Origin of the sequence: Bradyrhizobium sp. YCK136, from assembly GCF_044570075.1 — a bacterium.
Classification (GTDB): domain Bacteria; phylum Pseudomonadota; class Alphaproteobacteria; order Rhizobiales; family Xanthobacteraceae; genus Bradyrhizobium; species Bradyrhizobium diazoefficiens.
Genome location: NZ_CP172424.1, coordinates 487,150 through 511,802 on the forward strand (window position 1 = coordinate 487,150; position 24,653 = coordinate 511,802).

Annotated in this window: 22 protein-coding genes and 1 pseudogene; 14 read left to right on the forward strand and 9 right to left on the reverse strand. The window is 62.9% G+C overall.

Annotated features, from left to right (window positions below; translation table 11 throughout):
- Nucleotides 1-303: 303 nt before the first annotated feature.
- The 3 genes from dgt to ACFLEY_RS02330 all read left to right on the forward strand — a co-directional run bounded on the left by dgt (nucleotide 304) and on the right by ACFLEY_RS02330 (nucleotide 5,934).
- Nucleotides 304-1,857 carry a dGTP triphosphohydrolase gene (gene dgt, locus ACFLEY_RS02320; RefSeq protein WP_396604506.1) on the forward strand — a complete coding sequence of 518 codons (1,554 nt, stop codon included), beginning with the start codon at nucleotides 304-306 and terminating at the stop codon, nucleotides 1,855-1,857.
- A 601-nt stretch (nucleotides 1,858-2,458) separates the two neighbouring features.
- Nucleotides 2,459-3,778, forward strand: a complete 1,320-nt coding sequence (locus ACFLEY_RS02325; protein ID WP_129557425.1) for a tyrosine-type recombinase/integrase — start codon at nucleotides 2,459-2,461, stop codon at nucleotides 3,776-3,778.
- A 1,289-nt stretch (nucleotides 3,779-5,067) separates the two neighbouring features.
- Nucleotides 5,068-5,934, forward strand: a complete 867-nt coding sequence (locus ACFLEY_RS02330) for a 3'-5' exonuclease (RefSeq protein ID WP_060912830.1) — start codon at nucleotides 5,068-5,070, stop codon at nucleotides 5,932-5,934.
- 39 nt (nucleotides 5,935-5,973) lie between these two features.
- On the opposite strand, the gene ACFLEY_RS02335 is transcribed toward ACFLEY_RS02330, so the two are convergent.
- The 7 genes from ACFLEY_RS02335 to ACFLEY_RS02365 all read right to left on the reverse strand — a co-directional run bounded on the left by ACFLEY_RS02335 (nucleotide 5,974) and on the right by ACFLEY_RS02365 (nucleotide 12,982).
- The gene (locus ACFLEY_RS02335) at nucleotides 5,974-6,381 is read right to left on the reverse strand and encodes a hypothetical protein (RefSeq protein WP_249163445.1); all 408 of its coding nucleotides are present in this window, start codon (nucleotides 6,379-6,381) and stop codon (nucleotides 5,974-5,976) included.
- A 97-nt stretch (nucleotides 6,382-6,478) separates the two neighbouring features.
- Nucleotides 6,479-7,342: an ATP-binding domain-containing protein gene (locus tag ACFLEY_RS02340; protein WP_060909806.1), complete on the reverse strand. Its 864-nt coding sequence runs from the start codon at nucleotides 7,340-7,342 to the stop codon at nucleotides 6,479-6,481.
- A gap of 422 nt (nucleotides 7,343-7,764) precedes the next feature.
- Nucleotides 7,765-9,309 (reverse strand): IS66 family transposase, encoded by a 1,545-nt coding sequence (tnpC, locus tag ACFLEY_RS02345; protein WP_396605007.1) that lies wholly within the window; start codon nucleotides 9,307-9,309, stop codon nucleotides 7,765-7,767.
- A gap of 61 nt (nucleotides 9,310-9,370) precedes the next feature.
- Nucleotides 9,371-9,787 carry an IS66 family insertion sequence element accessory protein TnpB gene (gene tnpB, locus ACFLEY_RS02350; protein ID WP_145982909.1) on the reverse strand — a complete coding sequence of 139 codons (417 nt, stop codon included), beginning with the start codon at nucleotides 9,785-9,787 and terminating at the stop codon, nucleotides 9,371-9,373.
- On the reverse strand, nucleotides 9,784-10,182 hold the full coding sequence (locus tag ACFLEY_RS02355) for a transposase (RefSeq protein ID WP_026192391.1): 399 nt from the start codon (nucleotides 10,180-10,182) through the stop codon (nucleotides 9,784-9,786). The genes tnpB and ACFLEY_RS02355 overlap by 4 nt, the downstream gene beginning before the upstream one ends.
- A gap of 169 nt (nucleotides 10,183-10,351) precedes the next feature.
- Nucleotides 10,352-10,819, reverse strand: a complete 468-nt coding sequence (locus ACFLEY_RS02360; protein WP_060909807.1) for a hypothetical protein — start codon at nucleotides 10,817-10,819, stop codon at nucleotides 10,352-10,354.
- A 1,098-nt stretch (nucleotides 10,820-11,917) separates the two neighbouring features.
- Entirely contained in the window at nucleotides 11,918-12,982 is a 1,065-nt protein-coding gene (locus tag ACFLEY_RS02365; RefSeq protein WP_026192128.1) for an IS630-like element ISRj1 family transposase, read from the reverse strand.
- A 60-nt stretch (nucleotides 12,983-13,042) separates the two neighbouring features.
- Here ACFLEY_RS02365 and ACFLEY_RS02370 point away from each other — a divergent pair, with 60 nt between their 5' ends.
- From ACFLEY_RS02370 to ACFLEY_RS02420, 11 genes and pseudogenes are all read left to right on the forward strand, one after another.
- On the forward strand, nucleotides 13,043-13,828 hold the full coding sequence (locus tag ACFLEY_RS02370; protein WP_211433738.1) for an alpha/beta hydrolase: 786 nt from the start codon (nucleotides 13,043-13,045) through the stop codon (nucleotides 13,826-13,828).
- A gap of 97 nt (nucleotides 13,829-13,925) precedes the next feature.
- The gene (locus ACFLEY_RS02375) at nucleotides 13,926-14,792 is read left to right on the forward strand and encodes an MBL fold metallo-hydrolase (protein ID WP_060909809.1); all 867 of its coding nucleotides are present in this window, start codon (nucleotides 13,926-13,928) and stop codon (nucleotides 14,790-14,792) included.
- Complete coding sequence (mdcA, locus tag ACFLEY_RS02380) at nucleotides 14,789-16,435, forward strand: malonate decarboxylase subunit alpha (RefSeq protein WP_060909810.1); 1,647 nt, start codon at nucleotides 14,789-14,791, stop codon at nucleotides 16,433-16,435. The genes ACFLEY_RS02375 and mdcA overlap by 4 nt, the downstream gene beginning before the upstream one ends.
- Nucleotides 16,436-16,445: 10 nt before the next feature.
- Nucleotides 16,446-16,763, forward strand: a complete 318-nt coding sequence (gene mdcC, locus ACFLEY_RS02385) for a malonate decarboxylase acyl carrier protein (protein ID WP_028175276.1) — start codon at nucleotides 16,446-16,448, stop codon at nucleotides 16,761-16,763.
- Nucleotides 16,760-17,698, forward strand: a complete 939-nt coding sequence (locus tag ACFLEY_RS02390; protein WP_060909811.1) for a biotin-independent malonate decarboxylase subunit beta — start codon at nucleotides 16,760-16,762, stop codon at nucleotides 17,696-17,698. The genes mdcC and ACFLEY_RS02390 overlap by 4 nt, the downstream gene beginning before the upstream one ends.
- Nucleotides 17,685-18,356 carry a biotin-independent malonate decarboxylase subunit gamma gene (gene mdcE / locus ACFLEY_RS02395; protein WP_060909812.1) on the forward strand — a complete coding sequence of 224 codons (672 nt, stop codon included), beginning with the start codon at nucleotides 17,685-17,687 and terminating at the stop codon, nucleotides 18,354-18,356. Before ACFLEY_RS02390 ends, mdcE begins: the two co-directional genes overlap by 14 nt.
- Before the next feature lie 25 nt (nucleotides 18,357-18,381).
- Nucleotides 18,382-19,062 carry a malonate decarboxylase holo-[acyl-carrier-protein] synthase gene (gene mdcG, locus ACFLEY_RS02400; RefSeq protein WP_060912831.1) on the forward strand — a complete coding sequence of 227 codons (681 nt, stop codon included), beginning with the start codon at nucleotides 18,382-18,384 and terminating at the stop codon, nucleotides 19,060-19,062.
- Nucleotides 19,059-19,916, forward strand: a pseudogene (mdcB, locus tag ACFLEY_RS02405) (triphosphoribosyl-dephospho-CoA synthase MdcB); the annotation flags it as partial. The gene mdcG and the pseudogene mdcB, both read left to right, overlap by 4 nt.
- Before the next feature lie 33 nt (nucleotides 19,917-19,949).
- Nucleotides 19,950-20,348, forward strand: coding sequence for an AEC family transporter (locus tag ACFLEY_RS02410; RefSeq protein ID WP_249166213.1), 399 nt, complete (start codon nucleotides 19,950-19,952; stop codon nucleotides 20,346-20,348).
- Nucleotides 20,327-20,839, forward strand: coding sequence for an AEC family transporter (locus tag ACFLEY_RS02415; RefSeq protein WP_396604507.1), 513 nt, complete (start codon nucleotides 20,327-20,329; stop codon nucleotides 20,837-20,839). The genes ACFLEY_RS02410 and ACFLEY_RS02415 overlap by 22 nt, the downstream gene beginning before the upstream one ends.
- A 47-nt stretch (nucleotides 20,840-20,886) precedes the next feature.
- Nucleotides 20,887-21,825 carry an acyltransferase domain-containing protein gene (locus ACFLEY_RS02420; RefSeq protein ID WP_060909813.1) on the forward strand — a complete coding sequence of 313 codons (939 nt, stop codon included), beginning with the start codon at nucleotides 20,887-20,889 and terminating at the stop codon, nucleotides 21,823-21,825.
- Nucleotides 21,826-22,043: 218 nt separating this feature from the next.
- Here ACFLEY_RS02420 and ACFLEY_RS02425 read toward each other — a convergent pair whose 3' ends face one another.
- Nucleotides 22,044-23,048, reverse strand: a complete 1,005-nt coding sequence (locus tag ACFLEY_RS02425) for a helix-turn-helix domain-containing protein (protein WP_249162996.1) — start codon at nucleotides 23,046-23,048, stop codon at nucleotides 22,044-22,046.
- Nucleotides 23,049-23,347: 299 nt separating this feature from the next.
- The gene (locus ACFLEY_RS02430) at nucleotides 23,348-24,643 is read right to left on the reverse strand and encodes an HlyD family secretion protein (RefSeq protein ID WP_060909815.1); all 1,296 of its coding nucleotides are present in this window, start codon (nucleotides 24,641-24,643) and stop codon (nucleotides 23,348-23,350) included.
- Between the last annotated feature and the right edge of the window lie 10 nt (nucleotides 24,644-24,653).

The window sequence follows — 24,653 nt, forward strand, 5'->3', positions numbered from 1 at the left end:
CCTTGATTTCCCGTGGGCGAGCGGGGTGATAGGCCCGCCGGGCCGTTGATTTCCGCCGCAAATCACTGATCTATGGGGCCAGACCGGAAAATCAGGCGTTTGCCGCGGCGACTTTAAGAATTTCAAAATCGCAACGAGGTAACGTTGGGGCCTGGAGATAAGCCATGACAAAGCTACTTGACCGCGTTGACTCCGCAGCAACCAAGGGTGCAAGAAAGCAGGCCACGCAATCGCACGCCTCCATGCTGACGGCCCATGGATCAAAGGTTTCCTCTGCGCCGACAATACGGTTGAAGGCCGCGCATGGCTCCGAAAGGCCCAAAATTACCGTCACCATCAAATCCGACCGTTAAGAGCAGTTCTCTCCCTCCTCTATACACCGCCAACGACGCAAAGCGGACGACGGAGCCTGCCGCCGCCGATGAGCTTTCCCCCGAGCGTTATCGGAGCGAATTTCGGCGTGATTACGCCCGACTGATTCATTGTCCTTCGTTCCGTCGGCTGCAGGGTAAAGCACAGCTGTTCCCCTGCCAGGAGAACGATTTCTTTCGCAACCGAATGTCGCATTCGCTAGAAGTCGCTCAGATAGCAAAGTCAATTGCCATCAAGTTGAACGATGAGCACGAATATTTTAGATCCTTCAATATCAACACGGATCTTATCGAGTTCGCTGGCTTGGCACACGATGTGGGCCATCCACCTTTCGGTCACAACGGCGAGGCTGAATTAGATCGTCATATGGTCGAGTATGGCGGTTTTGAAGGAAACGCGCAGACTTTGCGAATCCTCTCTCGTCTTGAGAAAAAGCAGACGCTTACATATCCGCAGATCGATGAAATCCCGACGCCGTTTTTTGATGGTCGCGATTGTAGGTTGGGTCTAAATCTGACGTACAGGTCGCTGGCGGCAATTCTCAAATATGATCGTGAAATTCCCCGCAACACCGATGCGAGGCGGCAAGCCCGGAATGAAGGGCATCCAGTTAAGGGCTATGCGTTTGACGAGCGGGAGTTGGTTGATCGGATAAAAGAGAATGTTGTTGGCGGCAACTTCGACGGCATGATGAAGACGATCGAATGCTCGATCATGGATGTAGCTGACGACATCGCATACTCCACTTATGACCTCGAGGATGCATTTAAGGGCGGCTTCCTTACACCCTTGTCCATAATCGCGATGCCCGACGTCGCCAAATCTTCGATAGTTGAAAAAGTCAAAAGCCGACTTGATGCAACTTACGGGCATCTTCCGGAGGCAGATCGGCGCTTCACCTTGTCGGAATACAACGCAACGCTTCGCAGAATATTTGCTGGCGTTTTGAACGTTGATGTTCCGGAGGAGCTTTACACTGACGGTGAAATCGCAGCCGACGAATACAACGCGGCGATTGTGTCGATTGCGGCAGGCACGGCGGACAACTTGTGCCGCAACGGCTATTATCGAACTGAATTTACTTCCCAGTTCGTGGGGCGCTTCATCCGCGCTGTAGAAATCTATCACTTTGACGAAATGCGTCCCGCTTTATCGAAGGTGCGGCTCTCCATCGATGCCTTCTTAGCAGTTGAAGTGCTGAAAACGTTATCCTTCGAAGCCGTTATCATGTCTTCGCGCTTAAAATCGGCTGAGAACCGCGGTCGATGGGTCATCGAACAGATCTTTGGCGAACTGAAAGACGACGGCGGATACCTTTTGATGCCGGAGGACTGGCGAGTTCTCATCGAAGCGAACCCGGGCGACACTGCGTGGAAGCAACGTTGCATCTGTGATTATATTGCGGGAATGACCGACTCGTATTGCCTTGAATTCTACGAGCGCATTCTAGGGCGCGCAGCGCCTTCCATCCAAAAGCAGCACTGAAGCCAAACCAAGCACCAATGCGCCGTGCTTACCCAGTGCTTACCCAGGGAAAATCTGCCATCAGCTAAAATTCGAGAAGTGCCTGATTTTACTGGCGCACCCGACACGATTCGAACGTGTGACCTTTGCCTTCGGAGAGCCCAAGTCGACCGCGGTTTGTGGGTACACTCGGGGGTACGAAAAAGACAAATGAAAATAATGTAGTAATTTCAGTAGTCTGTGGCGGACACTCTCTCCGCCATTGGCCCCACTAAGCGCCTGAAACTCCGCCTTTACCTATAAAATAAGGCTTTCCGAAAAGTCCCGGTGGTACACAGGAGTGGTCACCGTGAGACTTGTAGTGATCGGCCCTTGGAAAAATCCGCGTTCGAAAGTCTATTGGTTTCGACGTCGCGTGCCGGCGAAGTACCGCATGTTCGGGATGCCCGCCGAGATCAAGTTCAGCCTGAATACCACCGACTTGGAAGAGGCCAAGATCCTCTGCCAGGAAGAGAACCTGAAACTCGAGCGGCAGTGGCGCGCGAGCCTGCCGGGCGAGCAGCCGACGCAGCTCACGCACCTCCAGATCACCGCGCTCGCTGGCGAATTCTACAAGGAGACGGTGGCGGCGCGCCGCGACGAACCGGGGACACCGGCCGAGGTCGAGCGGTCGTTGAGGGAGCACGAGAAGCGCAAACGTCCTCCGATCGGTCCGCTCGATCCGCACCTGTTCGTGACGTTCGGACCCGAAGCAAAAGCCTTCCTGCAACGGAAGGGAATCCATCTCGTCGGCGACCGGCTTCATTCCTTCCTTCGCTCCTACGTCGAGGCCAAAGAACTCGCTGGGCTGGAGTTGCTGCAGAACGCGAAGAAGGACTACACGCCGAACGAGGAGCTCGCTAAGCGCTTCCCGGAGTACAAGCCGCCGAACCCTGCGAAGAAGTTCGACGTACTGTGGGCCGAGTTCGTCAAGGCGAAGGATCTGGCCGCGTCGACCAAGAAAAAGTGGGAGCCATACTTCCGCCAACTCATCAAACGCATCGGCACAGACGACATGAGCTGCGTGACCGAACAGCATCTGCTCGATTGGCGCGACGCGCTGCTGGCGTCAAAGACATCGCGGCGCAACGTCAAATTCGGCTATATCGCAGCCGCCCGCGCCTTCTTCCGGTGGGCCAAGGTGGAGAAGAAGCTTCCGGCAAATCCAGGCGCTGAAGTCTTCGTCACCATTTCCGAGAAAAAGAAAATCAAGAAGGGCGGCTTCAACGATCGGGAGGCGCATACCATCCTGGCAGCCGCGCTCGGTCCGCAGAACGAGCGGATGACCGAGGAGAATGCCGCCGCCCGCCGATGGGTGCCGTGGATCTGCGCTTACACCGGCGCACGCGTGAACGAAATCACGCAATTGCGCGCTTGCGACGTGATCGAGGAGGAGGGCATCCCGTGCGTTCACATCAGGCCGGAGGCAGGAACGGTGAAGACTGCCGAAGAGCGCACCGTTCCCCTTCATCCGCATCTGCTGCAGATGGGCTTCGTCGCTTGGGCACACCTGAAGAAGGGTGAAGCTCCGCTGTTCTACGCGGTCGAGCGGCAGCGGAAGAAGGATCGGAAGAATCCGACCTACACCTCCGTCGGCAACAAGCTCGCCGACTGGGTCCGCAACCGCCTTCGGATCAAGAATCCGAAGGTCGCCCCCAACCACGCGTGGCGCTACCGCTTCAAGCAGATCGGGCTGGACTTCGACATGAAGGAGCGGGTGCTGGACGCGATCCAGGGGCACGCCCCACGGACCGAAGGCGAGAAGTACGGCAAACCGAAACCCGCCGCCATGTTGCGGGAAATACTAAAGCATCCCTGGTACGAGATCGAAGCGCCGGCAAGTCCCGTGGACCGTCGCCGTCGCGGTCAGAAGACGCTCAAAGATCAGGTCGCCGCGGTCTAGGCCGGCGGCAGGGCCACCGGCGACGCGCGCCGGATGATCCGAACGCCGCCTCGATCGGCGCGGCGGGAGGTCGGAAGCGAACGACCCGGCGGTGCGGCCGCCGCGCCGAGTCCTTTTTCCGCTGCCTGACTTGTCCTTGGGACTTCCTAGCGCCCCGAGCCTGGGCGCTAGTTGCGGGAATCCGAATTCATCTTGGATGGTCCGGACCGCGCGCTGATTTCATATCCTTGCCGGCCCAAAAAACGAGTCCTTCGGATCAGTATGGCAGCTCCCGAACCAGAGCCGGGGCGCTTCCCCCAGCAAAACGGCGGCGCGACGGAAAGCATCGCGGCATCAAAGGGTTGAAGCTCTGAACCAAAGCCGGATCCCTCCGATCGGATTGCGTGTCAACGGTAACAAATGCCCGCAGAGCGGGTGGAGCGCGATCACGCGCAAATGACGCGGTTGTGATCGGGACGGCCGCTCCGCTCGCTCGACCGCCGATTCACGCATGCCGAGCTCGGTGGGTGGTCGGCGGTTTGAGGGGACCGCTTGCGCCGCGGGCATCGACCGTGAGGACCTGCCGCAGTCTTCGCGCGGCGACGGAGCGGCGATGCGCCCCGCCGGTTCCCGACGTCGGAGGCGTCCTGGAGCGCCCCGAACCGCCACCGGCGTTCCGAAAAGCCGTGGAATTTCAGAGAGCGCGGGTACCGGCCATAAAAGGATACGAAGGCCGGTAAGCCTCTGAATCCCCGGGGATTCCGGCGATTTCCGAAGAACGGAAGCGGACGCGGCGACGGCGCGGCGACCGGCGGCGGCGAACCGCGCGCCCCGAAACGCCGCGGGACGTCCCGAGCCTCCTGCCCTGCCGCGCCCATGGCCGGAGCCGCGGGCGCGGTAAGGATCCGCAAACAACGGGAGGCCCGCCACGCGGGGGCGTGGCGGGCCTCGGCAGGTGTCGGGATCGCGGAGGGGGCCTAGCCGTCGGCCGAGCGCCGTCGGCGGCGGGTCTTCGGCGCGGCCGCGTCGGCCCGCTTGCCGGCAGCCTCCCGGAACAGGCGAACGCGGTACTCCGGGTGACGGTGCTGGATTCAAGACGAATGGAGCCTGCCGGTTCCGACATGCTCCGGGCCGGCCAACAGGAAAATTGACCATCTGCCCGCAGCGCCCCCGGGCACGTCCGAAAACGTCGTGAATCGCTTGTCTTCCGGGTACCTCGCGGAGCTTTTGGCCGGTATTGTGGATCCATGGACGCGCTGACCCAGCCCATCAGAGGCGAGGATACTCTCGACCAGCCGGACCTGGCCGCGATGGCCGAGGCGCTGGCTCGGTCGCCCGACTACCGGGTGCTGCGACGCCTCGTCGCCCGAGGGATCTACGTCCCGACCTCAGGGCAGGAGGTCAGGACGGGCATTCTTCTCGACACCGAGACCACCGGCCTCGATTGCGCCAAGGACGAGATCATCGAGCTCGGGATGGTCAAATTTGACTACACGGCGGACGGCCGCATCGTCGGCGTCAGAGATGTCTTCTCCGCCTTCAACGAGCCGAGCGGGCCCATTTCAGCGGAGGTGACGGCACTGACGGGCATCACCAACGAGATGGTCGCAGGTCACAAAATCGACGATGCAGCGGTCGCGGCCTTCGTCGAAGACAGCCTCATCACGATTGCGCACAACAGCAATTTCGATCGCAAGTTCGCCGAGCGCTACTGGCCGCTCTTCGAACAGAAAGCTTGGGCCTGCAGCGCGACCGAGGTCGACTGGCGATCGCACGGCTTCGCCGGCGCGCAACTCGGCTACCTGCTCAACGGCGCCGGCTACTTCCACCAGGCCCATCGGGCCGTCGACGACTGCCATGCCCTGCTGGAGATCCTGGACGTCACGCTGCCGACGACGCGCGCGCCGGCGCTGGCGCTGCTGCTCGAGAACGCCCGCAGGCCGACGATGCGGGTCTGGGCCGAGGGATCCCCGTTCGAACTCAAGGACTCGCTGAAGAAGCGCGGCTACCGCTGGAACGACGGTAGCCACGGCAGACCAAAATCCTGGTTCATCGACGTCGACGAGGCCGCCCTCGACGGCGAGATCGCATTCTTGCGGACCGAGATCTACATGCGCGACGTGGAGCCCGCCGTGCAGCGGCTGACGGCATTCACGCGGTTTTCGGCGAGAGTGTAGGTCGGCCGCCTCAGGGCCCGTTCCGAACATTCCTACCGCTTAGTCCTTCATTTTGTCGGTCGCGACGACGATGAAGCTGGCGCATTGGAAGAAAGCCGTGCTGATGAGCTGGGGCTCCGTCATCGCCTCGATGCCCGATCTTTGCTCCGGCGAAACCCAGGCCAGCAACGCCTTACGGACGTCGACGAGCCTCTGCGTGATCGTACCTTCGGGCTTGCCGTGCGCGATGGCGTTTCTCAAGTCGTTGCCCGCCTCAAGAACGTCCCACATCTCGTTCGTGAGGTCCGGCAGGAAGAGTTTCTGCGCGACGTCGATCTTCCCCGCGAACGGTCGCTTTCGACGTCTCCGGGCCTTCTTCAGCAGGTCATCGAGCGCCTGCTCTGCGGCGAGATGTCCCTTCAAAGTCGTCACGATGCGCTCTTCATACTTGGCGATGCGCTCGATCATCGCCTTATGCGCCTGCTCGAGGCGCGGATCGTCAGACTTCATGGGCCCTCCAGATACTCTTTTGCTTCCCTACGGAAGATACCCGGGTCGAACCAGGTCAGATATCGCAGAGCGGCGCGGCGTTCATCGGCCTGACGATGGCCACCCGCGTGCGGGCGCGCGTGATCCCCACGCGAAGTAGCCGACGGCTTTGCGTAAACGGTGCTTTCTCGTTGCGATCGAAGAAGAACGACTTGAACGCTCCCTCGACAAGGATAACCCCGTCGAATTCCTTCCCTTTCGACTTGTGGATGTTCATCACGAGCAGACCTTGCGGCTCCAGCTCCGCAGACAAGAGCCGCTCCTGATCGAGCACCTTCTTCACCAGCACAGTAGCGCCGGCATAGCCGCCTGTGGAGACCCATGAGTCCGCGAGTCCGCCGCCTAACGCGTCGGTCGCCCGAAAGAGCCGGACAAGCCGAACTTGGCGGTGAATTTCGACGAGTGCCGGCGTTTGCGCGAGGACCTGGCTGGCTGTTCGCCAATCCTCGGTCGGATCCCCAAGTAGCGATATACCGGCCTCGACCGCCGCCGCTACCTCCTTCGCCTTTTTCGTCTTCAATTTTCCGCCTGTCGAGACGGCCACCGCCGCTTCTGCAAATTGGCGAGCGAGGTCCTTTGCGGTCTGGGTGCCGTCAGTCGCAGCCTTGAGCCGGTAGTAGGCCGAGACGAGCCGCAACGTTTGCGTTTGGGCTTCCAAAACGTCTTTACGGGGCCACTCGAGTATGGACGCGAGCACCACTGCGGCCGCGGCGGAAAGCTCAGGATCCCATACCACTTCGTGAGCCACGGGCTTCAAGACCTGATTCTTGTAGGTGTGCTCCTGTCCAAGCAAGCTCGAAATGTCAGAGACCAGCGGATTGCTGCGGGTCAAGACGCAGCTCACTTCGTCGATGCGAAGGTTTCGAAGAACTCTGGGCATGTTATGCGGCCTCCGTCTTCTTTGGTTGCGGAAGCAGGGTAGCAATCTGGTTCGCGATCTGATCACGCCAAGCAGTAGCAAGAGGCTTGAAAGCTTTCTTCTGAGACGGCGCCAATCGGGCAAACTCGAAATCGTTTATCCTTTCCGCCGCCTCTTCCGACTATTGCAACTAATTCCTTGACCCGATGCGCGGGAGGCGGGCGTTCTGCGACCGAAAGAAATGTGTCTAGCTCACTAGCGCTAAGTGGTTCACCAAAGCCGCCCTTTAGCACTGCACCCCACGTGTTCCAGCTTGCACCATCAAAGAATGGTAAGCGACGTTCGCGTCCCATTCGCAAAGGTTTGGCGTGGGGATTGCAGTCTGTTGATCAACGTGTTTGCAAATCGTTGGCGGGGGGTATGGAGGCGGCAACGACGGAGAATTACGAGGTGCGGCCGAACGACCAAGGCAGGAGCTCGTCGATCCGGGACTGCGGGTGACCGGTTGCGATCGCTTTGAGCGTCGCTTTCATCCAGACGTAGGGCTCCACGCTGTTGATTTTGCAGGTGGCGATGAGCGAAGCTATGCGCGCCCATGAACGACCACCTTCGTCGTGACCAGCAAATAAACTATTTTTACGCGTCAGAGTCAGCGGCCTGATTTGATTTTCGACGGGATTGGTGTCCATCTCAACGCAACCATCGTCGAGAAACAAGGTGAGGCCATCCCAATGGTTCAGGAGATAGGCGATCGCCTTGCCCATCTCGCTGCCCGGCGACAGGCGAGCGGCTTGCTCGCGCAGAAACCTCTCGAGTTCAGCGACGAGCGGCCGTGATCGCTCGTTACGGGTCGTTTGCCGAGCCGGGGCGTCGGCGCCACGGATCTCCTTCTCGATCGCATAGAGTGCGGCGATGCGCGCGAGAACGGCTTCGGCGATGGGTGAGCCGGCTTTCGGAGTCGCTGCGATGATCTTGCGCCTTGAGTGGGACCAACATGCGGCCAGCCGCAGCGGCACGCCGCCTTTGCGCTTGGGCCGTGCGAGCCGATGATAGCCCTGGTATCCGTCGACCTGAAGGATGCCGTCGAAGCCCTCGAGGATGCGCTCAGCATGGTCACCACCGCGTCCTGGCGCGTAGTGGTAGACCACGATTGGTGGATCAGCGCCGCCGTGGCCGCGATCGTCGCGCAGGACAGCCCACAGATAGCCGGTCTTCGTTCGGCCCCGGCCCGGATCGAGCACAGGCGCCCTGGTCTCGTCTATGAACAAGCGGCCCGATTGCTTCATCACGACGCTCATGCGCTCGACCAGCGGCGCGAGGTGGAAGGCGACCGTTCCCATCCAGTCTGCCAGAACGGCGCGATCGATGAAGATGCCATGCCGAGCCAGAACCTGCGACTGACGATAGAGTGGCATGTGCTCGCTGAACTTGGCGACCGCCACCTGCGCCAGCAGCGCCTCGGTGGGGATGCCACCCTCCACGAGATGGGCGGGCGCCGGCGCCTGAGCAACACCGGTGCAGCCCTTTGCGCAGGCGTAGCGCGGTCGCACCGTCTCGATCACACGATACTGGGCGGCCATGACATCGAGACGGCGGGAGCGATCCTCGCCGATCTGGACCATCCGGCCGCAGCCGCAGGGACACTCGAGGTTCTCGGGTTCGATCACCTGGTCGATGCGCGGCAGGTGCGCGGGAAAGGCACGGGCAGCGCGCCTGGTCCGGCGGCTGGACGGCGCCGTGCCGGCGCGGCGCGCACGATCGTCCTGGCGTTCCTGGACTTCGGCGATGGCAATCTCGATGTCCTCGAGAACCAGTTGCATCTGATCGGGATTGAACTTCTCCGAGCGTTTACCGAAACGTGCGCGCTCGTACTCCTTCACGAGCAGTTCGAGGCGTTCGACGCTCTCTTTGGACGCAGCCAGTTCACTCTCGACATGAAGGCGCGCCGAGCATTCATCGTCTGCGCGACGACGCTCGGCTTCAATCATCGCTTCCTGCGCGCGGAAGAGCGCGCGCAAATCGGCGGGCAGCGCTGCAAGACGGGCGGGATCAATGGGGGACGGCGGCACATCCGCAAGCTATCATCCCAAAGCCCCGCGCGAAACAGGTTGTCGGGTCTGAGTCAGTTCGCCGCAGCTGGCGTCGCGACAATCCGTTCGCCCACTCGCTTCCAGTTCTCGCTTCGAACTGCACGCGCGTCAGATGCATGACGCCGTCGCTGATCTGCGGCCACTCGAAACGACCATCGCGGCCAAGGCGCTTGTAGACCAAAACGAGGCCCGTGCCGTCCCATAGCAAAATCTTCAGCCGGTCGGCGCGCTTCGAACGAAAAACCACGATCAGGCCCGAATGCGGATCGAGCCCAAGCGTGTTTTGCACAAGACCGGCCAGCGCGTCGTGCCCGCACCGGAAGTCAACAGGACGCACAGCAAGCACAATCCGCAGTCCCTGCGCCGGAATGATCATGCGCCGCGCTCGATCGCAGTCACGATCTCCGCGATCCGCACCGCCGACACGTCCGCATCCAGGCGGACCGAAACCTTGCCAATCGTAATCTCGACGGGCCCCTCGCTCTTGCCTGACGCCACTGGATCGCTCAGCTCGATCGACACGAAATCCGCCGCGTCGTCCGTGACCAATGCGAGCCGGCCAGCACGCGCCAATCTGCGCCACGTCGTCAACTGCTGGGCCTTCACACCATAACGCCGTGCGACATCACATACCCGGGCGTCGGGCTTCATGCTCTCGAAAACAGCGCGCCCCTTGATCTCCGCAGACCATAACCGGCCTCCAGAACGCGTCCGGCGCGTAAGCTTCCCCACAAAGCCATCAGCTTCGGCTTCCTCCCCCGATTGTTCCATCGCCTTCAGTCTCCTCTCGGCTCTCTGACAAGCCAAGGATCGCAGAGCGAAAGCCGAAGCGAAACCAGTCAATCAAATGGGAGAAAAGCTCCGCTTACAAAGAATGGTCGGAACAGCCGCTTGCTTCTCAAGGCATCCGCTACAGAGATTGGTGGTGGATGGGCTGCGGTCATCCGTCATCCGCCTCCCGCTCCGCTTCAATCTCTGCGGCAATGTCGGCGAGGGACGGGGGTGTTACGTCCTTCGCGCGGCGCTCTAAACCCAGATCGCGCAAAACACGACGTTGCACGTTGGTCGCCGCAAACCAATTTGGGTCAACAACGCGACTTTCCAACCATTGCACTTCGTAGCTTTCGATCAGAGCGCCATACACAGAAGCACGTTGCGCAAGCTGGTGCTGGCCTGTGGTCAGGTGATCTGCGCCGCCAAGGTCTTGTTCAAACCCGCCAATCAGTTCACGAGCGCGGCGATATCCAGATGTCCTGGCATCTAGGTCATCGAGCGTTCTCAGGCCACGAAGCTTCGCACGGCTCGGCTTCTGCTTGGCATGCTTGGCACGGCTCGGCTTTTGCTTCGCTCTGACGCCGTTTCGGTTCGCTTTCGTCGCGGTATTCGCGGTGCTATTTTTAGTGTCCATAGCCTTTAGATTAAACTTCTAATTGTGCGCCAAAGTCTATAGCTACCGGGGTTCTAACCGGGAGTTCGAGCGCTACCTATCGTAAGCAGCTGATAAAGCGGATGATTCGCGTGTTTACGGGCGGAGATACCTTCCGCCCGGAGATCATCGCGAAGGATCGAAAGGGTCCGGAAAGGCGCGGAAAGTAGTCCTAGTCGTTTGTATACGAATGATAGACGATGGTTGGCAGGTAAAAGTTGGGTGTGCCCCCTGGGGTGTGGCGTGGGAACCGGACGGTGGGGTGCAGACGGGTCCCTTGGGGTAAAGCCAGGCTCCACAGCCCTTCCGCCAGTCATGACAACTGGCCAGAGAATTAGCCGGCTTTAGACCAAAGTAAGTTATTGGAATTGTTGACTTTAGGGCAGTTAATCGACTGGCGGGATAGCCACTGTCCGACCAGTCCGCCAGACAGTCTCTCCCCTTTAGGGGAGACTGACTGACTGGCGAAGAACTGGGAACCGGGGAAAGCTTAAAGGAACCGGCCTCGCCGCGACCCTAGATCGCGACCGCGATAGCCTCCCTGGCACGCCGCCGAGCCGCTACGGGAGGCTGTCCGCCATAGGCCGGTAGATCGGACCGTGGACGGGAAACGCCCCTCCTGCGCCTTCCTCGCATGACCCAGGAACTTCCGGGCTTTCGCTCCCGGCCTCGCCGGCGGTATAGGGGGCGAAACCTATCCCAGCCACAGCCGGAGGTAGCAGCAATGGCATCGTTCGTTTGGACACCGGAAGCGCTCGACCAACTTAAACAACTTAGGTCTTCAGGCCCTCTCTCAACAAAAATGCGCAAAGGTTCTTGGCTGTAGTGATACCGCTATAGGCCCATCCACCGTTCACGGCGTCCCGTCCGACCGTTGGGCTTTGTTGGTTTGCCACTCTTTAGCGTTGCGGATTCAAATTCGTATCGCAGCAGCCAGGACGCACCGCCTGGAGTCACTTGCAGATACAATCCCTGTCCTAGGTCGCCGCCGTCGATGTAGCGCCCAGGTCGATCCAGTAGTCGCGCGATCTTCTTCGCTGTTAAGCCCATCTCCCGTCCTCCAGAGGCTAGTACCCGGAATCAGAGCTGAGTGATACGGCGGCCTTTGAAACGGCGTTGACGGACCTTTTTCTTGGTCCAGACGAAGGGCTCGGCTCTGTCGTTGTATGCGTTGACGTAGGCATCGATGTGTTCCTGAAGCTGCTTGAGGCTCGTGAAGGAGGTGCCGCTGAGCGACTGCCCCTGCAAGATGGAAAACCATACTTCGACCTGATTGAGCCATGACGCACTTGTCGGCGTGAAATGAAATTGCACGTTGGGGTGGGCCTTGAGCCAGTCCTCGTTCTTTTTATGGGTGTTGAGGTTGTCGAGGATGACGTGAAGCTTGCGGTTCGGAAAAGCCGCGGTGACGCTGTTCATGAAATCGAGAAACTCGACGCGGCGCCGGCGTTTTGAATGGGTCGCGATGATCTTTCCGGTGGCGACTTCGAGCGCCGCAAACAATGTTGTGGTGCCATGCCGCTTGTAATCGTGGCTTTGGCCGGTCAAGGCGCGGCCATTGGGCAACTTCAGATAACCCTGCGCTCGCTCCAAAGCCTGGATCGAGGGCTTCTCGTCCACGCACAGCACAATGGCCTTCGCCGGCGGCGCGACATAGAGGCCGACAACATCGGCGGCTTTGGCCGTAAAGTTCGGGTCGTTGCTCTCGCACCAGGACTTGCGAGCCACCAGGTCAATCTTGTGGCTGCGCAGGAACCGCCAGACATATTGGACATCGACATCGCCCAGCGCCTCGGCCAGCAGGGGGCCGGTCCAGCGCGCAAACCCTTGCGGTGGCGGCTTATCCAGCAGCTTCAGAATCCGCTTGTCGGTCGTCTTCGTATAGATCGGCTGCTTGCCAGGCCGCGGCTTGTCTTGCAGCCCTTCAAGGCCATGGTCGGCATAGCGATGCCGCCAAAGGCTGACAATCCGCGGCTGGACCCCAACTTCCTTGGCGATCGACCGGGTGCTGCGCCCATCCGCCGCCAACAGAACTATCCGCGCCCGCTTCAAATCGCGCTGCAACGTCACCGGTGAGCGACAGCACGCCTCAAGCACCTTGCGATCTTTCCTCGAAAGGTGGACTTCTCTTGCTTCGGGTATCATCCCGACCTTGAATCACGACTCACGTAGTGTCGCGTCATTCCAACCCGGAGTGATCCCGACATGAAACACCTCAACGCTGGTCTCGCCTTTGCCGCCGCTCTCTCCTTGCTCTCGACCGTCGTCCCTGCGAACGCGGAGCCCCTGAAGAACATCGTCCTGGTGCACGGCGCCTGGGTGGATGGGTCCGGCTGGAAGCCGGTCTACGAGATCCTGACCAAGGAAGGTTTCCGCGTCACCATTGTGCAGGAGCCCGAGACCTCGTTCGCCGACGACGTCACGGCGGCGAAGCGCATTCTCGATCTGCAGGATGGCCCGACGCTTCTCGTCGGCCATAGCTACGGCGGCTCGATCATCACCGAGGCCGGCGTTCATCCGAGCGTCGTCGGTCTCGTCTACGTCGCCGCACACGCGCCCGACGTCGGAGAGGACGAATCGGCGTTGGGCAAGAAGACGCCGAGCGTGCTCGGGAAGACCGAGGGCGTCATCAAGGTGACGCCGGACAAGTTCACCTATCTCGATCCCGTGCAATTCCCGAAACTGTTCGCACCCGATCTGCCGCGCGAGCGCGCCGAGTTCGTCGCGCGCTCCCAGGTCCCGGCCGCGGCCCAGGTGTTCAGCACGCCGCTGACGGCGGCGGCGTGGAAGACCAAGCCGAGCTGGGGCATCGTCTCCGGCAACGACCAGATCATCAATCCGGATCTGGAGCGCTGGTACTACGAGCGCGCCAAGAGCCAGACCACCGTGATCCCGGGCGCCAGCCACTCGGTCTACGAGTCGCATCCGAAGGAAGTGGCTGCGGTCATCACCCGCGCCGCGCGCAGCATCCAGCAGCCGGTTACGCGGTGATCACGCTTCGCCGGTCCTGACGCACGACCGGCAGAAGGAAGGACGGCGGGAGCGGCAGCACTCCCGCCGGCCCGACTGTGCCATCAGTAGAATTCCCATGAATGTGATCGAGACGACCGGCGCCGCCCTGAACTGGAAGGTGACGACGGTGAAGCGGGCCGGACTGAGCCGCGACTTGCCGTCCGGCAATCCGGACCTGATGTGGGTCGCGAATTCGTCGACGTTGATCTACGGCGAGCGGGACGCGGTCCTCGTCGACACGTTCCTCACCGCCGGGCAGTCGAAAACGCTGCTGGACTGGGTCGCGTCTTGCGAGCGAAATCTGACGACGATCTATGTCACACACGGGCACGGGGATCATTTCTTCGGGCTGGCACCGCTGCTCGACCGCTTTCCGCAGGCAAAAGCCGTTGCCGTTCCCGAGGTCGTCGACGAGATGAAGGCGCAGCTCTCGCCGGCCTCGCTCGACGGCTTCTGGCGCAAGCGCTTTCCGGGCGAGATCGCAGAGCGCCTGGTCGCGGCTGCGCCCCTCGAAGGCGAGCTCACGCTCGAGGGGCACAAGCTCGTCGTCATCGACATGGGACGAACCGATACGGCGCGTTCAACCGCCCTTCATGTCCCGTCTCTCGATCTGATCGTCGCCGGCGACACCGTATACAACGGCATTCATCCTTATCTGGCCGAAACCGACACGCAGAGCCGGCTGGAATGGATCGCCGCGCTCGACCGGCTTGCGGCGCTGAAGCCGCGCTTCGTCGTCGCCGGACACAAAAAGCCGGATAACGACGACGATCCGCGCAACATCGCGGAGACCCGGCAATACCTGCTCGATTTCAACCGCCTCGACAAGGCGACGACATCGCCGCGTGAGCTCTACGAGGCGATGCTCGAGCTCCATCCCGACCGTGCCAATCCGGGATCGCTCTGGAGCGGGGCCAACGCCGCAAAGGGGCAGAAGTCATGACGAGCTGGCAGGACAACCGTGTCGCGCGTGATGCCCGCATTGCGGCGGGAGCAGTCCTTGCCCGCGGCAAGGTCGTCGAAGCACACGACGTCACGCGCCTGCTGGAGGCCGTGATCCGGCCGGGCGACCGAGTTTGCCTGGAGGGCGACAACCAGAAGCAGGCGGATCTCTTGAGCCGCGCGCTGCTGGCGGTCGATCCCTCCAGGGTCAACGATCTGCACATGGTGCAGTCGGGCGTCGTTCTGCCCGAACATCTGGACCTGTTCGATCGCGGCGTCGCGAAGCGGCTCGACTATGCCTATTCCGGGCCGCAATCGGCGCGGATTGCGCGCATGCTGTTCGGCGGCAAGATCGAGCTGGGCGCGGTTCATACCTATCTCGAACTGTTCGCCCGCTACTTCATCGACCTCACGCCGCACGTCGCGCTGATCGCCGCCGTCAGCGCCGATCGTGAGGGAAATCTCTACACCGGCCCGAACACCGAGGACACACCGACCGTGGTCGAGGCGACGACGTTCAAGGACGGCGTCGTGATCGCCCAGGTCAACGAGATCGTGGAGACGGTTCCGCGGGTCGATATCCCGGCGGACCGTGTCCATTTCATCGTCAAGGCTGACAAGCCGTTCTTCGTCGAACCATTGTTCACGCGCGATCCGGCCGCGATCACCGAAGGCCAGATCCTGACCGCGATGCTGGCGATCAAGGGGGTCTATGCACCGTATGGCGTGCAGCGGCTCAATCACGGCATCGGCTTCAGCACGGCCGCGATCGAACTCCTGCTCCCCACATTCGGCGAGAGGCTGGGGCTGAAGGGCAGGATCGCGACCCACTTCGCGCTGAATCCGCATCCCGCACTCATTCCCGCGATCGAATCCGGCTGGGTGCGGCAGATCCACTCGTTCGGATCGGAGGTCGGCATGGATGACTACATCCGCGCCAGATCCGACGTCTACTTCACCGGCCCCGACGGCTCGTTGCGTTCCAACCGCGCCTTCTGTCAGGCCGCCGGGCTCTATGCCTGCGACATGTTCATTGGCTCCACGCTGCAGATCGATCTGCAGGGAAATTCGTCGACCGTCACCACCTCGCGCATCGCAGGCTTTGGCGGCGCCCCGAACATGGGGGCGGATGCCCGCGGGCGGCGTCATCCGAGCGAGCCCTGGCTGAAGGCCGGAGCGGAGGCCGATCCGGACGGCTCGGCACTGATGCGCCGCGGCCGCAAGCTGGTCGTGCAGATCGGCGAGACGTTCGGGGACAAGAACGTGCCGCTGTTCGTCGAGAAGCTCGATGCCATCGAGCTCGCGGAGAAGCTGAAGCTCGAACTGGCGCCGGTCATGATCTATGGCGACGACGTCACGCACATCGTCACCGAGGAGGGCGTGGCGAATCTCTTGCTGTGCCGCACCGCGCAGGAGCGCGAGCACGCCGTCCGTGGCGTTGCCGGCTACACCGATGTCGGCCGTCGGCGGGACCACGGCATGGTCGCGCGCCTGCGCGAGCGCGGCGTGATCCGCCGGCCGGAAGATCTCGGCATCAATCCGCTCGATGCGGATCGCAGCCTGCTGGCGGCGCGCTCGATCAAGGATCTCGTGCGCTGGTCGGGCGGCTTGTACGCACCCCCTTCAAAATTCAGGAACTGGTGAGGAACGCGCCATGGAAGATCTCAGCTTTCGACACCCGGCTCGCGCCCGCGCCGACGGCGCCAGGCGGAGCGCGATTGTCGGCGTAGTTGCCTCGGGCAATCTCGAAGTGCTGGTGGAGCGCGTGCTGCCGGATGCGGAATGTGCCATCGACATCAAGACCGCCGCCGTCGGCTTCGGCGAGGTCTGGAGGGCCGTGATCGGCGATTTCGTCGAGCGTTATTCGCCCGGTGGGCTGAAATTCTCGATCAATGACGGCGGCGCGCGTCCCGACACGGTCTCGCTCCGGCTGGCGCAGGCGGTGCGATCGATCGCGGAGAACGGCCAATGACCGCGCCGATCAAGCACATCACCCCCGCCGAACGGGCGCACAGCACCAGCTTCTACGAGGCGTCGGCCCGCGTGCGGCTGGAACTGCTGCTCGATGCCGGCAGCTTCGTCGAGTTCATCGGGCCGGAGCAGCGCGAGGTCAGCCCGCATCTGAAGATATTCGATCTTCCCGAGCAGTTCGACGACGGCATCGTCGTCGGTCACGGTCGCCTCGACGGCTCGCCGGCGTTCGTTGCCGCGCAGGAGGGCCGCTTCATGGGCGGCGCCTTCGGCGAAGTGCACGGCGCCAAGCTGACCGGGCTGCTCCGCGCCGCGCGCGAGATCGGCTCGGTCCCCGTCCTGATCCTGTTCGATACCGGCGGCGTCCGGTTGCAGGAAGCCAATGCCGGCGAGCTTGCCATCGCCGAGATCATGCGCGCCGTGATGGAAGCGCGCGCCGCCGGCGTGAAGGTCATCGGCCTGATCGGCGGCAGGTCCGGATGCTACGGCGGCGGCGGCTTGATCGCGGGCTGTTGCTCCGCGCTCGCCGTCTCGGAGCCGGGGCGCATCGCTGTGTCAGGTCCCGAAGTCATCGAGACCAATCGCGGCGTCGAGGAGTTCGACTCGCGCGATCGTGCCCTGGTCTGGCGGACCATGGGCGGCAAGCACCGCCGCCTGCTCGGCGCCGCCGATGTCTTTGCCGACGACAATGTGCAGGATTTTCGCGAGGCCGCGCTGGAGCTGATCGGCCTGGTCGGACCTTTCGGTCTCGACAGGCTGAAGGCCGAGCAGGAACGGCTCGCCGGCCGGTTGCGCCGCTTCGGCGCCTGCGCGGATGCCGTCGACATCTGGACCGCGGAAGGCATCGAGCACGCTGAGACGGTTCCGGAGCTGCCGGCAGATCAGTTCATTGCGCTCGCCAACAGGATCGGGAGGACCAGCCGTGACGCTCGATGACATCATCGCCTCGCTCTTTCCTGACGGCCATGAGGTAAGCAACGACAACGGCGTCCTTCACGGCTCGGCGACGCTGCGATCCGGTGGCACGATGCTGGTGATCGGCGTTGCGAATCGAACCGCGCTGGGCGTCGATGAGGCCATCAGGCTTTCCGCACATGTCCTGAAGTCGATCGGTCGTGACTCCGGGCCGATCCTGGTGCTCGTCGATAGCGACAGCCAGCGCATGAGCAAGCGTGACGAACTGCTCGGGCTGAACGAGTTCCTCGCACATCTGGCGAAGGTGCTGATCCACGCGGACATGAATGGCCGCCCGACCGTCGGCGTCCTGTACGGCCACTCGGCTGCGGGTGCGCTGCTTGCGACAGGCCTTGCAACGCGTGTGCTGGTCGGACTGCCCGGAGCCGATCCCGCAGTGATGGATCTGCCTTCGATGGCGAAGGTGACCAAGCTGTCGATGGAGGCGCTACAGGAAAAGGCGAAGTCGACGCCGGTGTTCGCGCCGGGCCTGTCCAATCTCGCGCAAATGGGTGCCGTTCACATGACATGGAGCAATGCCGCATCGCTCGCCGACCAGCTGGAGGCGTTGCTCGCCGACATGCCGGCCGCGCAGGACCGGCGGGATGCGCTCGGCAAGCAGCGTGGCGGCCGGCTGTAGGCCGCCGAGATCGCGGAGCGCGTTCGTGACCTCGCCCTGCAAGCACGGTGATCGACCGCCCGGTCGTCACGACCTCGTCTTCGTCAGCCCCGCGGGGTGGCGCGCGATGTTGGACGCGCGCGACGATCTCGCTGCCGATTCCCTTCTCGCGCGCTGGCCCAAAATGCGGTGGCCGACGATCAGGCGGCGCGCCTTGCCACACGAGGCAACCGGCGTCGCGCTGGGCCTGCCCTTGCCGCCTTCTGCCGGCAAGAAGCGGGTTGCCCTCCTGATCGAAATCGACCACGTCGCCTCGGTCGCGCGGCCGCCGTCGCTGCAACAGGCGCGGGCTTACGCGCCGCGCAACTGGTGGCCGACGCTCGACCGGCTCGACGGGCTGGCGCTTCGCCATTCGGTGGATGCGCGCGTCTACGGCAGCCTGGCCTGGCAGTCGTTGACCGGGCTCGATTACGTCACCGACCGTTCCGATCTCGATGTCCTGTTCGAGTTTCGAAGCGAAACCGACATCGATCGTTTCGTCGCCGATGTCGCCGCGATCGAGATCAGCGCGCCGATGCGGCTTGATGGCGAGCTGATGAGCGCCGACGGCGCTGCGGTGAACTGGCGCGAAGTCCACGGCGGCGCGAGCGAGCTTCTGGTCAAGAGCATTGAGCGCGTGGTCCTGCTCGACAGGCATCAATTCATTTCGGGAGCGACGGGATCATGATCACCATGGCCGCGAGAGGCATGGAACGGCCGCTTCTGCGCCGCGCGTGGATGATGCCCGATGTCTCTGCCATCGGGGCTGTTGCCGCCGATTGCCTCGTCAAGGAGCTCGAAACCTGGCCGAAACCGGGGCTGGTGAGCCATGTCGACAATGGCAGTCACGATGACATGGATGCGGGCACGTTTCGTCGCAGCGCCGCGGCCATCAGGCCCTATCTGCAACGCCTGGCCGATGCAGGTGCGCTTGGCTGCGGTATGGGGCGGCTGCGGGTCATTGGCCTCGAGGCGGAGCGCGCCATGTTCGCGGCGACTTCGGGGGTCAACACGCACCGTGGCGCGATCTTCGGGCTCGGCCTGCTGTGCGCGGCCGCCGGTGCGAAAGCCGGCGGGTTAGTCGCTCTCGAGCTTCCGCTTGGCGATGTCGTAGCACGCTTGTGGGGCGACAGCATCCTCGATGGTCCGGTGCTGCTGCACAGCCATGGCAGCGTAGCCCGCCGCCGCTTTCGCGCGGGCGGTGCGCGTATCGAGGCCGCGAGGGGATTTCCCAGCATCTACGGAATCGGCTTGCCGGCCTTGCGGAGAGCAACTGTCGTTGTGGAGGATACGGAAGCCGCCCGGGTCGAGGCGTGCTTTGCCCTGATCGCTTCCGTCGAAGACACCAACCTCCTGCATCGCGGCGGCCTCGACGGCCTTCGTTTTGCACATGACGCGGCGCGTCGCTTCGTCGATGCCGGCGGCGTCTGCGCGTCCGGCTGGCGTGCGCGAGCAGAATCGATCCACGAAAGTTTCGTCGCCCGCCGTCTCAGCCCGGGTGGATCGGCCGACCTGCTCGCTATGACGCTCTTCGTCGATGCCCAGGCCGATTCCATGATGTCCAACGCGATCCTGATGGCGCTGGTGCCGGTCTTCTTCGTCCTGTTGCTGGGATACGCCGCCGGAAAATTTCATATCGTCGACAATCTTCACGTCGACGCCCTCAACGCGCTGGTGATGGATCTTGCGCTGCCGGCGTCCTTGTTCGCCGCGACCGCTTCGGCCTCGCGCCGCGATATGATCGAACAGGTTCCGCTCTCCATGGTGCTCGGCGTGACGATGCTGTTGCTCTATGTCGCCTGGTATTGCGCCGCGCGCAGGTTCTCGAAGGCGTCCCGGTCCGATGCGTCGCTGCAGGCCTTGACGATCGGCTTTCCGAACCTTGCCGGCGTCGGACTTCCGATCCTGTCGTCCGTGTTGGCCCCGCCGGCACCGTCCCGGTTGCGGTCGCATTGGCAACGGGCTCGATTCTGATCAGCCCGCTGACCCTGATCATGGTGGAAATGGGTGCGAGCAGGGCGCAGGGCGCCGAATTGTCGACGCGGCAGATTCTGACGGCAGTCAGGCGCGCGATCACCAAGCCGGTCGTACTGGCGCCTGCGGCAGGCATCCTGCTTTCGCTGTCGGACGTGAGCCTTGATGCACTTGCCCATGCATGCCTGGCGTTGATCGGGAGTGCCGCCGCGGGTGTCGCCCTGTTTCTCACGGGGGCGATTCTGTCGGCACAATCGTTCCGGCTGGATTGGCGGATCGTGGCCGCAACGGCGGCCTCGGATGTCGTTCGGCCGCTGCTGGCCATTGCGGTCATTCACTTCATCCGATTGCGCCTGATCCCGCGAAGACTGCCATTCTGCTTGCCGCGGTGCCCTCGGGCTTTTTCGGCATCCTGTTTGCCGTCAACTACCGGCTGGATTCCGCGACGGCGGGATCCATGGTCATCGCCAGCACCGGATTCAGCGTCGTGACCCTAGCGATTGCGATCGCCATGCTCTTTCCCGGTTAGGTCGCGACCGTGACGCTTGCGATCCTCTGCTCGGGACAAGGCGGACAGCATCGGGACATGTTCGCCCTCACGGGCGGCGCGCGTGAGGCCGCGGACCTGTTTGCGCACGCGGCGACATTGCTCGGTGGCAGCGATCCGCGCGATTTCGTCCGCGGCGAACCCGATGAGGCCCTGCACCGCAACCGTACGAGCCAGATTCTCTGCACCGTGCAGCCGCTCGCCGCGGCGCGCGCGCTCGCAGATGCCGTTCCACGCGGCGTCATCATTGCCGGCTACAGTGTCGGCGAGGTCGCGGCCTGGGGTGTCGGCGGTGTGCTCGATGCGACCACCACGCTCGATCTCGTGGCACGCCGCGCAGAGGCCATGGATGCGGCCACGCGCGCGGGTGACGGGCTGATCTTCGTCCGCGGTCTTTCGCGCGAGGAGGTCGGTCAGCTTTGCGAACGTCACGGCGCAGCGATCGCCATCGTCAATCCGGGCGATGCCTTTGTCATCGGCGGCGGCCGTGAGGCGCTGGGCGGGATTGCCGACGACGCGCGGGCGATGCACGGCGCAAGGATCGTCGCGTTGCCGGTTGAGGTTGCCTCCCACACCAAACGGCTCGCCGCGGCGTCCGCGGTCTTTCGTGAGACCTTGCGCCTGGCGTCGGTGGTATTTCCCCCGAGGACCGGTGCGCGCATTCTGAGCGGAATCGATGCCGCTCCGGTCGTCTCGCTCGAGAGCGGTCGCGACAAACTTGCCGCGCAGATCTCGCAAACGGTGCAATGGGCGGATTGCCTGCGGGCCTGTGTCGAAGCGGGCGCTACGGGGTTTATCGAGCTGGGGCCGGGACATGCGCTCAGCAGCATGGTTGCGGAAATCGGGGCCGGACTTCCGGCTCGCTCGCTGGATGATTTCAGGAGTCTTCAGGGCGTCCGCGCCTGGGCTGCGCGTCACCTGAACGACTAGCCTCGCCGAGTTCCGAAGAGACGATGCCGTCGATCGCGCCGCGCGGTCGAAAAAGGGGGCCGTCCTTTGGGGGAGGACGGCCCTAAAATGCTCGTATGCCCAGGGAGGAGGGAGGCTCGAGCTGTGACTTGGGGTCTCAGTCACCTAACACGCACAGCATCGCCGATCCCGCGGCCAAAGTATTTCACGAACCCCTTGTGTTTCTCATTTCGCATGATTCACGAGAAGTCCGCGGGCAGCACGTGAGACACGGCCTTGTATGTCGAAGCCGGATCGCCGCCGGAGAGCCTGGACGAAGCCGATGCGTTCCGGCTGGCGCAACGCCAGCGCGCGGGCGTGTCACCCGTGACCCGTTTGAAGACGGTCGAGAAATGCGCTTGGGTGCAGAAGCCGACGGTCAGCGCCACCTCGGCCAGGGCCGTCTCGGAATTCGACAGCAGCGATTTCGCACGCTCGATGCGCTGATGCAGCAGGTACTCGCGCGGCCGGTATCCCGTCGCGGCGCGAAACTGGGCCGCGAAGTGCATCCGGGACAGTCCCGCCACCTTGGCAAGCTCGGACAAGCTGATGCAGTGGTCGAAGTGCGTCCCGACGTATTCCTTCACGCGCCGCAGTCGCCATTTCGGCAAGGCATTGACTTTCGAGTGTGGCAGCTCGCGCCGGGCGAGGTGCATTGCCAGCGTCTGACCGATGCAGCGCGCGAATTCCCGGTCAGCCGAATGGCCGCGTTCGGTCAGCGCCTTCGCCAGCTGTTCGGCAAAGGGGTCGCGGAGCAGCACGAGGTCGTTGAGGCCTTCGGCCGAGGCTGTTCCTGCTCCAGGCCTTAGGAACGGAAAATAAGTGCTGGCCGAGACGTGGAAGTGCAGGAAGTCGCACGGCGCCGAGAACTGCGCACTGAGCTGCTGCAACGGTGCGCCGATATACAGCGTGCCTGCCGGCATGATGCCGTCGAAGATGGTGTGACGGCCTCTGGTCAGTTTGGCGCGGGACGTCTTCAAGGCGATGGCGAAGAAGTATCGGTCGGCAGGCGTCGTCGCCTCTTCGTGCCTTATGCCCGTTTGCGTGCAGGTCCAGCGCGAGATCGTGATGTCGTCAGGCGTGGCCGCGGGCTGGCGCCACCTCCGTTCGAGGGGAAATGCGCGAGTCTCCTGCGGGGAGGCCGGTTCGTGGCGGCTGGGTTGATACGTCGACCGGGCGCCGGCCGCTTGGATATCGGTGAGCATCGTTCGTCCCCGTGTCCTGGATTCTGCCGCCGTCGTGACGGCTGCCGAATGCAACTGGTCCATGCTCGAACGATAGGTGCGGCCTCGTCGAAAGGCTCGTTAAGGATGCTTAAGCGGTATTAGATTTTGCAAATGCGAGAGGTGCGACCGCATGTCGCAAAGAGTTCAATTGAACCAAAGGGATCAAGCACATGTGTCGTGAGGTCTGATGTTAGAGCGCAGCACCGGCCGGACCAGAGGTTTGACGCGGCGCCGTCTCGTTCGGTCGGGCGTGTTCGTCTAATTCAGAGCAGACGTGTTCAGGGCAGACGTGGCGAGGCGTCGATGCCGGGTGTAAGGCCGGGCGCGATCGACTGTGCCGAGGGAACCGCGGGTTCGCGCGAATACGGGATCGCTTCCACCTCGGGGCGTTGCTGGGATGTGGCCTGCAGGCAGTTCGCACGCGGCGGTTGTCCTGCGCCGAACAGATCAGTGAGGGGATCCACGAAGCTCGCGCGGAACCAGTCGAACCGGGTCTGGTGATCGCCCGCGGAGGGCTGTCGGATTGTCACCGTCGCCGTCATGCCCGAGACCAGTGGCACATCCGGCGGCACCGTGTCGATGGCGACGCGAACCGGTACGCGCTGGGCAAGCCGCACCCAGGTGTAGATCGGGTCGACATTGGGCAGGCCCTGCGTGCCCGCAGCGGCGTTCGACACGCTGACGCCGCGCGTCACGGTCTTCACATGCCCGAGGATCGGCTTGGCGTAGCCAATCAATTGCGCTTCCGCGCGATCCCCGACGCAGACGCGAGCCATCTTGGTTTCCTCGAAATAGCCGTCGATCCAGAAACTGTTGGAATCGATCACCGAGATGTTGCTGACGCCGGTGACGGCATAGTCGCCTGCGCGCAGCAGGAGATTGGTGACGTAACCGTCGACGGGACTGGTCACGCTGGTCCGTTTCAAATTCAGCTCCGCCTGTGCGAGCTGGTGTGCCGCCGCCTCGTAGGCGGCCTTCGCCTGCGCTGCGTTGCCTGCATAGATCTGCTGCTCTTCGGGCGTCGTTGCGAGGTTGGACAGATGCCGACGCCGGTCGAACTCGGCCTGCTTCACCTCCAGATCCGCGGCCCGCTGGTCAACCAGCGCCTTGCCGATTCGGACGGCCACTTCGAAGTCGAAGGGGTCGATGACGTAAAGGACGTCGCCCTTGTGGACGAACTGGTTGTCGCCAACCCGCAGCGCCACGATCTTGCCTGCAACCTGCGGCGCGACATTGGCGACCTGGACACGCACGCTGCCGTTCCGCGTCCAGGGAGCAGTGACGTAGTGCTGCCAAGTCGCAACCGATATCAAGACGGCGACCAATGCGATGCCGAGGGTCGCGAGATGCTTGCCGGCGCCGAGCATGAATCGGCCGACAGCCTTGCGCAGCGGCCTCGCGGAGGGCGTTGCCTGTGTCGGAGGTCTGACGGTGTCCGCCGTGCGATCGCTGGTGTCGCGTGCCACGGTCTCCGGTGCGGCGGAGCCCTCCGCGGTACTTGAGGCATCGCCCGGTGCTTCGGCTGATGGTTCGCTGCGAAGCGGGGCGGCGTCGCGGGGCAGGGTAGCTTCCATGACTCTTCTC

Excerpts from the sequence above, each read along its gene's own strand:
- ACFLEY_RS02430 (WP_060909815.1), bottom strand. The coding sequence starts at position 24,643 with ATGGAAGCTACCCTGCCCCGCGACGCCGCCCCGCTTCGCAGCGAACCA.
- tnpC (WP_396605007.1), bottom strand. The coding sequence starts at position 9,309 with ATGATTGAAGCCGAGCGTCGTCGCGCAGACGATGAATGCTCGGCGCGC.
- dgt (WP_396604506.1), top strand. The coding sequence starts at position 304 with ATGGCTCCGAAAGGCCCAAAATTACCGTCACCATCAAATCCGACCGTT.
- ACFLEY_RS02425 (WP_249162996.1), bottom strand. The coding sequence starts at position 23,048 with ATGCTCACCGATATCCAAGCGGCCGGCGCCCGGTCGACGTATCAACCC.
- ACFLEY_RS02390 (WP_060909811.1), top strand. The coding sequence starts at position 16,760 with ATGACCGCGCCGATCAAGCACATCACCCCCGCCGAACGGGCGCACAGC.
- ACFLEY_RS02355 (WP_026192391.1), bottom strand. The coding sequence starts at position 10,182 with ATGGAACAATCGGGGGAGGAAGCCGAAGCTGATGGCTTTGTGGGGAAG.
- mdcC (WP_028175276.1), top strand. The coding sequence starts at position 16,446 with ATGGAAGATCTCAGCTTTCGACACCCGGCTCGCGCCCGCGCCGACGGC.
- ACFLEY_RS02365 (WP_026192128.1), bottom strand. The coding sequence starts at position 12,982 with ATGATACCCGAAGCAAGAGAAGTCCACCTTTCGAGGAAAGATCGCAAG.
- ACFLEY_RS02360 (WP_060909807.1), bottom strand. The coding sequence starts at position 10,819 with ATGGACACTAAAAATAGCACCGCGAATACCGCGACGAAAGCGAACCGA.
- ACFLEY_RS02410 (WP_249166213.1), top strand. The coding sequence starts at position 19,950 with ATGGCGCTGGTGCCGGTCTTCTTCGTCCTGTTGCTGGGATACGCCGCC.
- ACFLEY_RS02340 (WP_060909806.1), bottom strand. The coding sequence starts at position 7,342 with ATGCCCAGAGTTCTTCGAAACCTTCGCATCGACGAAGTGAGCTGCGTC.
- ACFLEY_RS02370 (WP_211433738.1), top strand. The coding sequence starts at position 13,043 with ATGAAACACCTCAACGCTGGTCTCGCCTTTGCCGCCGCTCTCTCCTTG.
- mdcA (WP_060909810.1), top strand. The coding sequence starts at position 14,789 with ATGACGAGCTGGCAGGACAACCGTGTCGCGCGTGATGCCCGCATTGCG.
- ACFLEY_RS02375 (WP_060909809.1), top strand. The coding sequence starts at position 13,926 with ATGAATGTGATCGAGACGACCGGCGCCGCCCTGAACTGGAAGGTGACG.
- ACFLEY_RS02330 (WP_060912830.1), top strand. The coding sequence starts at position 5,068 with ATGGCCGAGGCGCTGGCTCGGTCGCCCGACTACCGGGTGCTGCGACGC.
- tnpB (WP_145982909.1), bottom strand. The coding sequence starts at position 9,787 with ATGATCATTCCGGCGCAGGGACTGCGGATTGTGCTTGCTGTGCGTCCT.
- ACFLEY_RS02335 (WP_249163445.1), bottom strand. The coding sequence starts at position 6,381 with ATGATCGAGCGCATCGCCAAGTATGAAGAGCGCATCGTGACGACTTTG.